This window comes from Blautia sp. SC05B48, from assembly GCF_005848555.1.
Taxonomy (GTDB): Bacteria; Bacillota; Clostridia; order Lachnospirales; family Lachnospiraceae; genus Blautia_A.
In genome coordinates, this window is the sequence record NZ_CP040518.1 from 1,265,895 (window position 1) to 1,278,933 (window position 13,039).

Consider the following 13,039-nt stretch of genomic DNA (forward strand, 5'->3'; position numbering starts at 1 on the left):
CGTCAAATCATATCTGTTGTCAATTTGATGTCATTTGGTTCTTTCTGTTGTCAGATGGAAAGGTTCATAAGCCCTTCTTAAAATACATCCATTGTTGCAGCCAAATGTTCAAATGTTTCCTGTTTTTTCTCCTCTGTCGCCTCTGCATAGATATCCATAGTGGTCTGGATATCCTTATGCCCCATGATCGACTGGATAACCTTCAGGTTGGTTTCTCTTTCACAAAGCCTTGTACAGAATGTGTGTCTCAAACTATGCGCTGAAAAGTTCGGCAACAGCACCGGCTCCCGATGCTCTTTCTTAGCTTCTACTTCTTCCGCCGCATTATAAGCAGAAGATATTCTCTTGATTGCCCGATTGACTGACTGAGCATTCATTACATTTCCATAACGGTTACAGAAGACAAAGCCTGTCATCCCGTCAATCTCTGCATCTGTCCAGCCATTTTCTTTCTGCTCTTCCCAGATCATTTCGAAAGCATCCTTCACTGTGTCCAACATGGGAATCGTACGCATACCGGCTTCTGTTTTCGGCGTTGAAATGTGATTTTCTGATGCCCTGTCTTCTCCTACCGGATAATACGTCAGATTATGATTGATACTGATAATTCGCTTTTCATAATTGATGTCTTCCCATCGAAGCCCTAAAACTTCTCCGATTCGGCATCCGGTTCCAAGAAAAATCGTAAAAATCGGCCACCAATGAAAATAAATCGGACGCGTAGCAATATATTCCATAAATGCTCTCTGCTGTGGAATTGTCAGCCCATGTCTCACACCGGTTTTCATGCCTAAGTTTTTTTTAATTCTGCCATGACTCCATCCGTAGGATTTTTTCTGATAATGTCATCCCTTACAGCCAGTTGAAAAGTTGGATGCAATAACGTGTGAATGGTTTCCAATGTGTTGATCTTCAGTTCCTGCTTCTTGGTCAGATGATTATAGAACTGCGCCACATCAGAATACTTAATCTCTGCTATATTCCGCTTTCCAAATATATCCCGGATAAATCGGTCATACATATAAAGATAATTGCTCTTGGTCGTTGGTTTCAGATTGTTTTTGAGACTCATGTAACGGTCAAATACAAAATTTATTGTAGCCTTTCCGGCAACATAAATATCCAGACCGTCCATCTGATCTTTCATGAGCTGTGCTTCTTTTTCCCGAAGCGTTACAAGGTCTTGTGCATAAACATATTTACATCTTCCGAGAGGATCCGTATAAGTATATACATATCTCCCGTCTGAATGTCTCTGTGATTCACCTTTCCGCAGGGCTCTGCCCCGCAGATCTTTTCTTGTCTGTGCCATATAAAATCCTCCTTCAAATAAAGGAAGGACTACATATTATTCAGGTCTGTTCAATACTTTTTCCAGTCCCTGCAAGACAACTTCTGTCACAGTCATTTTGTGTTTCCTGGCATAATCACAGATACACTTATACATAGAATCTTCCACCCGGATACTCAACACTTTCTTTTTTACATTTTCCGACTTTGGTCTTCCTATTTTCGCCATATCTGTTCTTATTCCTCCACATTCACATTATAATTTTCGTATGACAAGAAGTCAATCCCTATTTTTCGTCCTTCCACAGTTTTCTTCTGTTCCCTACGCAATCCGGAATGTCTCCAGATATTTTTCAAATATCTCACAGTTTACAAGAGCAACCTTGTCAATCTTATACACTGCTTTGGCTTCTTTCGCCAGTTCCTGAAACTTTGTCAGTCCAATGCTATAAAGCTCTGCCCCTTCCTGATAGCGGACAAATTTCTTTGCTAATTTCTTTGTTTTCTCTACATCTTTACGTGCATATCCCATACACGGCACCTCCTTTTTTGCATAAAAAAAAGCAGCTAACCTATTTTTCGTAGACTAACTGCTCGTGTTTTTGTTCCATATTCTGTTTTAATTTACTAAAACGTCTTCTGTTTGACTTAACTGTTTATGAACATCACGTCCACCATACATAATTCGCACTACATATACTATCTCAGTTTCATCATCTGTTTTGTAAAATACCAGATAATTATCCACCGGAAAGAATCGAAGTCCTCTGCTGTGCCACGGTTCCTCCTCATAGAGCCGATTTCTATTTGGCATAGTATCCAGTTTCCGAATTGCCGTCATAATCCGCTCTGTCTGTCCTGCAGCATTCTCCGGAGCTAACAGTTCCTCTGAAATATATCTGAAAATATTTCGCAGATCTTTCTTTGCTCCGGCTGTATACATCACTTTATATTTCATATACCAAATTCCTGTTTCATTTCTGCTTCAACTTCATCTGCTGAATACACTCTGCCAGCCTTAATATCTTCCATGCCTTTTCCTATTTCTGCATTGAACTGTTCCTTTGTCAGAGAGCCATATGCAACAGGCTCCTCATAAGCTGGAAGTTTCATCTCAAAAGGAATTCCTCTCTGGAGTACAATCTGTCTCAGAAACATTCCTACCGCATTGGACATTGGAATTCCAAGTCTATCAAGCACCTGCTCTGCCTGTTCTTTCACTTCAGGCTCAACACGTGCAAATACATTTGCTGTTCTTGCCATAGATATCGCCTCCTTTTTTCTTCATTATATTTCGTTTGATTGCAAATTACAAGCAATTCGCAATCTTTTTTAATTTCATTTTCAACTTAAAAGGCTGCCTATATTTCTATAAACAGCCTTCATGTTAAATGCCAAGTTTTTCAAATAGTATTCTGTTCCTTTTTCCTGCATCATCAATGATTTTATCAAACGATAAGATTTCAATATATGCTCTCTTTTTGTCGTGGTATTTATACATTCCACGTTTATCCGGAGTTTCAATAAAATCAAAATCTTCTGCAATTTTTCTCAGCTTAGATGTAATATCGCATACCGCATATAAATAAAACTGGGTATTAGTTCCCGTTTTTATAAGTCGCCCATTTTTATCTTTCATCTCATTAGAACTAATCTTATCAACATATCCCAGCATTTGTATAATTGGATTTTCTGCCTGTGTATAATCATTTCTCATAGGTTTCTTCAATTCCAAAATCACAATTGTTTCGTATTCTCGTCCAGTATTAGGCTCATCCGAAACAGCGACAGGTTTATCTAATATCATTACATCAGTTCTATCTTCTTTTGGATTATTATCAAATGGAATATCTGATGACACATATTCGCAATATGCTAATCTTTCATCTATAAGCCACAAGTTATGAGCCTGATATTCAATTTCGTCTGACGTTCTTCGCATAGGATATATAAGGTTATGAATATATGCTTCTTTACTGTATTTTCCAAAATCATCCGACTGAATACCTTTTTTCAATAATTCCAGAATCACTTTCCTATGTGCTACATATTCTGCTAAGGACGCTTTATTCGCTTCACTAATTTTAGCAAATTGTTTCTGGAATTTTTCCTGATAAGAATCTAAACTTGTTGCTCCTACTTCCAGCGTTTTAATAATATCCTGATTGTCTTTTTTTAACTGATTATCAAACTTTCTCTTAATCTTATACAATTCATCATCTAATTTAGAATCTGGAAGATATGGTTTGATTGCCTCAACATCCTCTCGCATATACTTCAAGAGATGTCCATATTGTGGTGCTTCATCTTTTATATACGTCCGAACTCTTTCTTCTTTTTTCCCTTTTACCTCGGATAAGTAATCAGCCAAATATATCTGAACATTTTGTGCGACATTTGAGATGATATCATCCATACTTATCTCAGATTCATCTTCAGCTGTATCCGAAATCTCAAAAGAAGTTCTGTTTGTTCCTACATTTTCATCTAAAAACTCACCCGACAAAATTCCTGCATAATAATAACCCTTTGCAGAAAATAGATTCTTATCCAAATCTACAATTTCTTTTTCGAGATTTATTTCTTGAACCATTCTATCATTTGCATATAAATACAGTTTGCTTGCCCCAAATGCAGCATCTTCAATCTGCGTATGCAATAATGAAAACTTTTCGTTTCCAATCTCAAATTCGATTTTTTCAGATTCCTTTTTAATACGCTCATCGAACATTTCATTAATATTATATGTCTGATCTTCATCAGCTACTCTTATGACCGGACACTTTGCAGACATCAGATAAATAAAACAATGTTGCATTATTTTAGTAGCAATAACTTCTCCCTTTTTAGGAAGATTTTTCTTATATGGAGCCAAACATTCTTTCAAAGCTACTATTGTTTTATTATCAGTCAGAGGTTCAATAGATTCCAACGAATCATTAATTTCATTTTGCTCCAATGTAAAGCAAAATTTTCTTCTAACCCATTCGCCTGCATCAATAAATGAACTTTCTATATCCGCTTCTTTAAAGGCTTTTAACCAAGCAAACCTCCCAACACCTTTACCGCCTTTTTCAGCTCTATACGTAGAATCAGACTGAAGAAAGGATTTCATATTGTTCTCATCAAAACCAACTCCGTTATCAGTTACTACAAAACCCGTAATATCATTTATACTACTGTCTATTCCCACTGTCTGAACCCTCATTTGCGGTTCACGTATTATTTCAATATTAATATAGCCATTTATTTTCTCCTCATTTTGCTGTCTTTCCTCAATCGCATAAATCGAATTAACTATTGTTTCAAATAATGGCATCAATGGTTTTGTTCTTGGTAACTCAAAATTTTTTACACGCCCAGGTAAATCAATTGAAAAAACAGCCATTAATTTCGCCCCTTCCAAACTCCGTTTTTTACACCTTAACATATTGATAATTTTCATTCTACCAGAGTTTTTTATTATTCTCAATTTAATTTTTCACCTCTTTTTAATTCGCAAAAAATTTTAGTTACTGTTCAGAGGTTAGCTGGACTTAAGAAAACCGATGGTGTAGACTGATAACAGTCAAAGCCATCGGTTTTCTTTATCCAAATATCTTGGACACTCTGTCAAATATATTCTCTGGTTCTTCCAGCCGCATCAAAATAAGCATGCTCATGCATTGACAGAGATAATCGATACTCTCGAAACTCCTAAATGTCACAGCCTGCGCCTGTTTCCGCTTATAATTCCTCAGAAGCCTTTCCGCTTCGTTATTAGTAGCAGGTATCCGGAAATCATGCAAAAACAGCAGATGATTCCGTATGTATTTCTCCATTCTCAGGAATAAATTATACCCTTCTCTATAATAAGTGTTTGCTGGAATGTCCTCGTATTCCTTTCGGGCAGTTTCCAGTATCTTCAGGTATTGTTTTTCAAACTCGGAAGATTTTTCTGTCTCCGGGGTGTATGGCACCTGGGACTTATTTCGGAAGTGGATCATTTCCTGTATCAATGAATGCATCTTTTTGTTCCAGGTTCGATCTGGTTCATTTTCGATGCTGGATTTCAGGTATCTCAGCACATGTGCAAGACATTCCTGATGATCTTCCCCATAGTTGTAGAAGGTGATATCATGATCATGGACAAGGATTCCCTGATAATCCTCAGCAACAGTTCCTTTTACACCTTCGTGCCCCTTTTTTCTGCGTGCAAAATAAAGAGCTTTTCCGTCAGGTGTTGCACAGACATATACATAACAGCTCTTTCCGTTCTCTCTGGCATTTGTACAATCTGTATGCATGACTGGAGAAAGCAGCATATCTGCATAAGCAGACCTGCGCTCAGGCTCAGTTTTTAAAGCAAACTCTTTGCTGAGTTTACTTACCATTCCTTTAGAAATGTTTAATTTTCCACCTGTCAGATCTGACAGGAACTTTCTGCTCTTATCAATAGAAGTACAACAGTCATTGTTCAGGAGAAACAAAAATGCCCGAATGCTGCCATCGTAGTTTACATCATCAACAACACCATCCGGAAATGCAGCATGTACACGTTCGCCCGTTTTACTGTTATAATAAACATCTGCATGATATTCCGTCATATCCAGCATCATACGGATGCTTACCAGCTGTTTTATGATCGTTTTTCCAGTCTTTTTAAAAGCACAGTCTTCACTCACCTCTTCTGGTGGAGGAAGAAGTATTATAGGATGTGTAGGCTCCTGTTTCTTTCGGCTGTGTCCTTTATGACCGGGTTGGCCGCCTGGCTTTCTGCCTGATTTTTCCCTGCTGTTTGTGATCTTTTTACGCTTAATGGTTTTTGAGGAAGGAATCGATGAGTTTTCATAATCCCGGTTTATCTGTGCACGGAGTTTCAGATTCTTTCCCTGTTCTTCTTCCAGTCTGGCAGCTGTTTCGTAAAACAAAAGCCGGAGTTCTTTTACCTTATCCAGTGCATCATCTCTTTGTTTTTCAGCAAGAAGGACCCGCTTCTCCATCTCCTGAAGTTCCTGGGCTGCCTTTTTCTGCATAGACTCAAACTCCAAAAGCATGTCTTCCAGAACCTGAAACCAGTAGTTACGTACACGGATTGCCTCTTTATGTGCATCTGCTATCGCAGATTCCAGCTTCCGGATCTTATGTTCATAAAGTCTGTACTCCTTTTGATGGAGTTCTTTCAGCTGGATATATCTTTCGCCGGATTCCAGTTCTTTATTTCTGGCCTGTGTGGCTTTCAGCCGGCACATGAGTGTGATGTGATCATAAGCATCAGGCATATATTTCCCTCCAGCACAGTTATAATCAAACGCCACTGATTATGTCTGTGATCTTAGAAATATGATCTTCCAGATATTCGATCAATTCTTTTTGTTTCTGGATAAATTCCTCCTGGATCTCAATCTGTTTGAAATAACCAGCAAGAAGTTCATCGCGTTTCTTAAGCTCTTCTTTTAAATCAATGTCCATGAAGAAACCTCTCGTGTTTTTTGTTAAAAAGAGTATAACAAAAACGTAGAAAAAAAGCGAATTACCAGAAAACACTCTTTCGTCATTCTGACTGTGGATAAACTATTTGTTTTATGATAAAAAAGTATTAATGTAAATCTTGAGACTTCAAAAAAAGAGGACTTAAAAGCAGAACCCGGTGTATAACTGTTCATAAAAAGAGCAGCAGAAAAAACTATAAACACAGTTTTTCCTGCTGAAAATGATTATCCACAAAATAAAAAAATAAATTTCGTCATTTTTAACAACGACTTATACATACCCCTGAACAGTAACGGATAAGCAACAGGCATCTCAGCCTGTCATCTTATCCAGCCATTGTTTCCGTCGAACAATCAACCCTCCGATGAACAGTTACAGTATATGGCATCTGGTTTTTTGCGTCAAGCAATAATAAACGACATCAGATAAAAAGGCGTACTCCCTTCAGGAGAATCCGGAAGGATTTCCACCTGAAGATGGTGTTTCTGTCTTTCTCCGTGATGCAGCACCGGTTCCAGGAACTGGCAGTCGCCCCCCATCTAGGATAAATTCCTCTTTCTGATCCGGCCATTTTTAAATTTTTCCTCTATTTATTGCTCTTCGAAATTGCTTTTTAGCTTTCCCTGTTATATGTCACTCAGAAAATATAGGACTCTTATATTTCATCATTCTATATGAAGGAAAAATATCTCCTCGCTTTGTGTAAACATTTATTTAAAAATTCTTCTCTCCATTATCTCCTATAAATATTATGAAAATAATTTAAAAGTTTCTGTTCATCTATTTCTGCAGTTAAACATCCCATTTTTGTTACCGCATACCCGCCGGTAATATTTCCAAACCGTATACAATCATCCAAACTATAATCATAATATAATCCATACATAAATCCAGCTGCAAATGCATCACCTGCACCCGTTGAATCTACATGTTTTACTGGAAGCGGTTCAACAGTATGAATCTCTCCATCCTCTTTATAAAGACATCCTTTATTTCCATTTTTTACAATTGGATATTTTAAATACTGACCCAATTTTTCCAATGCCTTTTCCGGATTTTCTTCGCCTGTTATTTTTATCGCCTCCATGGAATTCGGAATAAAATAATCCACATACGGAAAAACATCATAATACCATTCCAAACTTAACATATCATTCCATGCAGAATCCAACACGATAATACATCCTGCTTCTTTCAAAGATTTACAAAACTCTTTCTGTTCAAGAGAAAGAAAAGCAATTTTACAATCCTTATAAAATTCATAAATTTTTTTACTGTCCACCCCAAACGCTTCTTCTTTAGGTTTATAGGAAACAATACCTCTGTCCTGTTCACAGGAAACAATACAACTGAGAGTAACTGGATCTTCTTCATCCGTTGATAACATGTTAATGTACTCTATTTTTTCCTTTTCCAATTTTTTTACAAGATATTTACTAAGAGAACCATTTCCTATATAAGTTGCAAGTTTCACCGGAACACCCAACCTTGAAAGCTGAATCAGTGTTGCAACTACACCTCCGCCAAGTTGCTTAAAGCAGCTTGGCGTATAAATCTCTTCTCCAAGCTTTGGAATTCTGTCAGCATTTCCAAAAATGATATCCACATTGGCAATTCCAAATCCACCTACGCTATTCATAATGTCCATCCTCCTGTATACTCCTTATAGACCTCCAGATATTCCCCTAACAGTTTTACTGCCAAAGAATATGAGTTTACCAGTGGATTTATCATCAATGCGTCAATAGCCTTTTCTGTATTCCGTTCCACAATCGCCTCTGCGGCCAGTCTCTCATAACATTTCACAGTACGAATCAGCTGTTTTGCACATTCTGGTAATTCATATAGACCTTTCTTCGGTGTGGCCCCATTCTTTGAAATATTACAGGATACCTCTATTATATCTGAATCTTCTAACCAATCCACAGTTCCATGATTGGGGACGCACAAAATCATCTCTCCTTTTGTACCAGTAATCTTTGCTTTCATAAATGCCAGTGCAACCCCTGCATATCCACCTTCATCTTTTGTATAAAGTTCAAATCGTGGAATGCAAGCCTCATCTCTTGCCACAGAAGTTTCCCCCTGCATATAATTACTTTCTCTCATATAAATATGTTCACTGTAGATTTCTAACATTTTATCAAAATCTCTTGCTGCATCATACTGTCCAAGTTCCTTCAACATATGATCATTGATTTTCTTAATTCTTTCTCCTCGTGTTTCCCCTATTTTCTGAATATTCCGAAGAGCTTTCTCTCTATAATAAAAATAATACAGATATTCATTCAGCATACAACCAATATGTTGTGCAAGCTTTGGCTCAAAATAACGCATATCTGTATGTTCATAAAGCCGTGAATCTTTCAAAATTTCCGAAAGTATTTCCCGTCCATCCTTCTTTACACTGGTAAAATAAGATAAATGGTTCAATCCTATAAGCTGCACCTTTAAATCAGAATATTCCAAGTCATACAAAGCTGCTACCTGTCTTAAAAATCCAGACGGTGCATCACAAATACCATACACAAACGAATATCCCTGATTTCTTAATGCCTGCGTTACAAGACCAGCTGGATTTGTAAAATTAAATACCATAACGTTTGGATTAGAATACTCACCAATCAACCTACAATAATAAATTAATGTTGGAATAGAACGAAGTGCCATAGCAAAGCCACCAACGCCTGTCGTTTCCTGCCCTATTACCCCATTCTTTAGTGCTACCCGTTCATCAATAATACGGCTTTCTTCTTTTCCCGCACGAATAGTTGTAATAACAAAATCTGCCTCCATTACAGCCTCTTTCTCATTTGTTGTACAGAGATACTGAACATAAGGTGCAATTCTGGAAAATACCTCTCTCACCATAGAGCCAAACACCCGGACTCTTTCTTTATCTATATCCATAAATACAACATCTGTAATGTCAAGGTCTTCCGCATGCTGTGCCAAACATTTTGCCAACATCAAGCTTCGTGAACCACATCCACCAATAACTGTTAATTTCATAACATCATCTCCTTTAATTTCCCATCATAATTTCCAGAATTTTACTATCCATCTCTTTCATGCCATCTTTCCCAATTATGCCAACAGATTCAATAGTTTTATCCGCATTTTTTCCAACAATTCCTTCCCCACTTATAAAACGGCATTGATTTTTTGCCATTTCATAGGATAAAAGACCTGTCTCAATTGACATAGCTATTTTTGCAGCACAAGATGGCTTTGCTCCGTCACATAACATTCCTGATATCGTTGCCAATGTATTTGTGATAATGTCTTCAATTACTGATAATGGCTGTTGATCCAAATATGCAATTCCACAAACCGCAGCACATCCCGCATTAACTGCACCACAATATGCCGACAACTTTCCTATACCTCTTTTAATATAAATTGAAACCAAATTTGCAAATATCAATGCTCTATACAGCATCTCGTTACTTTTATTTTCTTTCTGGGCATAAATAGCTATAGGCACCGCAATAGTAATTCCCTGATTTCCACTGCCGCTGTTAGCAACTACCGGAAGAATACTTCCTCCCATTCTGGCATCACTTCCTGCTGCTGCGTATGCCGCTAATACGGCTGTTTTTTCTTTCTCATGCAATTTCAGGTAATTCTTCCCTACCTTCGCTCCATAATCATTTTTCATTCCTTCTTCTGCTATTCTCCCATTGTGGGTGATCTGCAATTTCATGAGATTCTCCAAATCGCCAATTTCTGTTTCATATGCAAAATTGTAAATATCTTTCAATTTTAGCTTATATTCACTGCCATTAACCTCTCCAACACATTCTCTGTATTGATATTGCCTTGTAATATCTTTCCCATCTTTTTGTACCTTTGTTATATTAAGATGATTTTTCTGAATTTCCACCAGAGAGGTATGCTCTCCTCTAATCAATTCAACTCGTACATATAGGGGCTCTTGTACTCTCGAAAGATGCACATCGTACATATTTTCTTCCGCTACAAGCTTTCGTACCATTTCAACGTCTGCCATAGTCAAAGTATTCAAAACTTCCAACTTTCGTTTCGGATTGCCTCCTACAATTCCGCAAAAAGCAGCTTCCGCTATCCCTTTAAGATTTTGAGTGTTTGGAATAACTACACTTTTCACATTTTTCAAAATATTACCACTCACATAAATCTCCATATGATTCGGAATCGCACCTAAAATCTCCTTCGCACACGCCGCTGCATAAGCAATCGTTCCCGGTTCTGTACATCCAAGGGCTACGATAATTTCATTTTTTAACAACTCTCGACAGATTTTTTCTATTCTCTCTCTACCATCCTTTAAATCTTCAAACGTTTTTTGACAATTTTTGCTGCTACCCCTATACATCCTTTCAGTATTTTTCATTTATCCTCTCAAACCCCTTTTCCGAAAATGCAGATGCCAGAATACAAAAGGCTGCAATTCCATCCAACAATATTGATTCTTCAATCTCAAAACAACTACTATGTAGTGGAAAATGCCGTTTTTCATCCTCTTTCCAACAGCCTAGTCTCAGAAACAGAGATGGACATACTGTTCCATAACATGAAAAATCTTCTCCTAGCATAGATGGTTCTCCTTCTGTTAAAATCTCCACTTCCGGAATCTCCTTTTTCAAAATCTCAGCTGCCCAGCAAGCTGCCGTTTTATTATTGATCGTTGCCGGATATCCTGAATCCATATAATAGGATCCCTCTATTTCCCAGGCATCTGCAATAGATGTGGTCAGTTTTTTCAGACGTCGAATAATCTCTTCCCGCACTTTTGTATCATAAGTTCGAATTGTTCCTTCCAGATATCCTTTTTCTGCAATAATATTATATTTTTCGCCACATCGAATCCGGCAAATGTTTACAACTGCTGTTTCCTGCGCTGATATATCATTTGCTGTAATATTTCCGATTGCATTGATCAACGCCGCCATTGCTGGAATCGGATTCCTACAAATGTGAGGTGTTGCTCCATGTCCACCTTTCCCTATTAGTTCAATAGAAAACGCATCCGGTTGTGCCATTACAGGTCCTGACATGCAGGTAATAGTACCTGCTCTTTGTGGCCATACATGAAAAGCAACTATCAAATCCGGCTTCGGAGTTTTCATTGCTCCATCTACAATCATACGGGCAGCACCACCCTGATGTTCCTCAGACGGCTGGAATAAAAATACTATATTTCCATATAGCTGCTCCCGATTTTCATGTAAAATCCGAATACAGCCAAGCAGCACTGTCATATGCGCATCATGTCCACACGCATGCATAACACCATTTTCTTCCGAGCTCCATGAAAGTCCTGTCTGTTCTTGAATTGGAAGTGCGTCCATATCTGCACGAAAAGCAATCGTATAACCAGGTTTTCCGCTTCGAATTATTGCATATACACCCGTATCAGCACATGTCCTGCATTCCACTCCCCATTGTTTCAATTGACTAAGAATCCATTCCTGTGTCTGATATTCCTGCCCGGACAACTCCGGGTGCTTATGGAGATGGGTATAATATCTTTTAATTTCTTCCTCCGCCTCTTTGGCCTTTTGGTAAAAATCAACTTTCACTCTTAATCCCTCCCCCAAAATCTTATTTACATCTTTTTGCAGTCTCTCAAAAGATCTGCAATACTATCAATGGTGATGCTATGTCCTAAATAAATTCCCTCAGCAAACTCTGTTTTTGCATCTCTTCCATATTCCTCTGATAAACTCATTGCATATGGAAGAATATTCTGAGATGTATGTGCCAGGCAAGCATTTTTCTTTATTTCTATTACGTCTGAAATGTCTACGTAGATATCTGGTCTGCGACGATTGCTTCTATTATCTGCGCCAAAATAGATCAGCGCATCATAATGCCAGTCAGTATCATCATCTGAATACTTTTTCAATCCAGCCGTAAAACAAGCCGCCCTTGTAATTCTTGATACAGCTGTATGATCCGGATGATAATCATCCTCCAAAAGTGTTAAAACAAATTTTGGAGAACACTTTCGCAAATGTGGAATCAAAGCATCCACTGCTTCCTTACAGAAATAGACGCCTGCATCCGGAAAATTTAGCATTTCAAAATAATCTAGCTTTAAAATTTCTGCGGCTTTTTTTGCCTCTGCTTCTCTTTCCCTCTGCTCCGCATAACCTCCCGCTTCCCCTCTGGTAAAAATTACAAGCCCTGTTTTTAATCCTTCTTTTTTTGCTTTTGCAAACATTCCTGCAGCACAGACTTCCAAATCATCTGGATGTGCACAAACTGCTAAAATATCAACCATAATCTATTC

The 13,039-nt window shown here is 37.9% G+C and carries 12 protein-coding genes and 1 pseudogene; all 13 read right to left on the reverse strand.

Annotation, left to right across the window (positions count from 1 at the left end):
• Window positions 1-77: 77 nt before the first annotated feature.
• A pseudogene (locus tag EYS05_RS17990) lies at window positions 78-1,312 on the reverse strand (tyrosine-type recombinase/integrase).
• 36 nt (window positions 1,313-1,348) lie between these two features.
• Window positions 1,349-1,519, reverse strand: a complete 171-nt coding sequence (locus EYS05_RS17435) for a hypothetical protein (protein WP_165853800.1) — start codon at window positions 1,517-1,519, stop codon at window positions 1,349-1,351.
• A 93-nt stretch (window positions 1,520-1,612) separates the two neighbouring features.
• Window positions 1,613-1,822 carry a DUF6462 family protein gene (locus tag EYS05_RS05810; protein WP_138276790.1) on the reverse strand — a complete coding sequence of 70 codons (210 nt, stop codon included), beginning with the start codon at window positions 1,820-1,822 and terminating at the stop codon, window positions 1,613-1,615.
• A gap of 87 nt (window positions 1,823-1,909) precedes the next feature.
• Window positions 1,910-2,248 (reverse strand): type II toxin-antitoxin system RelE/ParE family toxin, encoded by a 339-nt coding sequence (locus EYS05_RS05815; protein WP_138276791.1) that lies wholly within the window; start codon window positions 2,246-2,248, stop codon window positions 1,910-1,912.
• A complete protein-coding gene (locus EYS05_RS05820; RefSeq protein ID WP_138276792.1) occupies window positions 2,245-2,553 on the reverse strand; it encodes a type II toxin-antitoxin system RelB/DinJ family antitoxin in 309 nt (102 codons plus the stop codon). Before EYS05_RS05820 ends, EYS05_RS05815 begins: the two co-directional genes overlap by 4 nt.
• Window positions 2,554-2,677: 124 nt before the next feature.
• Window positions 2,678-4,762, reverse strand: a complete 2,085-nt coding sequence (locus EYS05_RS05825) for an ATP-binding protein (protein WP_243119240.1) — start codon at window positions 4,760-4,762, stop codon at window positions 2,678-2,680.
• Between the two features lie 115 nt (window positions 4,763-4,877).
• Entirely contained in the window at window positions 4,878-6,551 is a 1,674-nt protein-coding gene (locus EYS05_RS05830; protein ID WP_138276793.1) for an IS66 family transposase, read from the reverse strand.
• Between the two features lie 25 nt (window positions 6,552-6,576).
• Window positions 6,577-6,741, reverse strand: a complete 165-nt coding sequence (locus EYS05_RS17440; RefSeq protein ID WP_174235835.1) for a hypothetical protein — start codon at window positions 6,739-6,741, stop codon at window positions 6,577-6,579.
• A 754-nt stretch (window positions 6,742-7,495) separates the two neighbouring features.
• Window positions 7,496-8,401, reverse strand: a complete 906-nt coding sequence (locus tag EYS05_RS05835; protein WP_138276794.1) for a carbohydrate kinase family protein — start codon at window positions 8,399-8,401, stop codon at window positions 7,496-7,498.
• On the reverse strand, window positions 8,398-9,774 hold the full coding sequence (locus EYS05_RS05840) for a family 4 glycosyl hydrolase (protein WP_138276795.1): 1,377 nt from the start codon (window positions 9,772-9,774) through the stop codon (window positions 8,398-8,400). Before EYS05_RS05840 ends, EYS05_RS05835 begins: the two co-directional genes overlap by 4 nt.
• A 13-nt stretch (window positions 9,775-9,787) precedes the next feature.
• Window positions 9,788-11,137: an L-cysteine desulfidase family protein gene (locus tag EYS05_RS05845; RefSeq protein ID WP_138276796.1), complete on the reverse strand. Its 1,350-nt coding sequence runs from the start codon at window positions 11,135-11,137 to the stop codon at window positions 9,788-9,790.
• Window positions 11,124-12,326: a M20 metallopeptidase family protein gene (locus EYS05_RS05850; RefSeq protein WP_158293308.1), complete on the reverse strand. Its 1,203-nt coding sequence runs from the start codon at window positions 12,324-12,326 to the stop codon at window positions 11,124-11,126. The genes EYS05_RS05845 and EYS05_RS05850 overlap by 14 nt, the downstream gene beginning before the upstream one ends.
• A 26-nt stretch (window positions 12,327-12,352) precedes the next feature.
• Window positions 12,353-13,030: a PIG-L family deacetylase gene (locus tag EYS05_RS05855; RefSeq protein ID WP_138276798.1), complete on the reverse strand. Its 678-nt coding sequence runs from the start codon at window positions 13,028-13,030 to the stop codon at window positions 12,353-12,355.
• Window positions 13,031-13,039 lie beyond the last annotated feature (9 nt).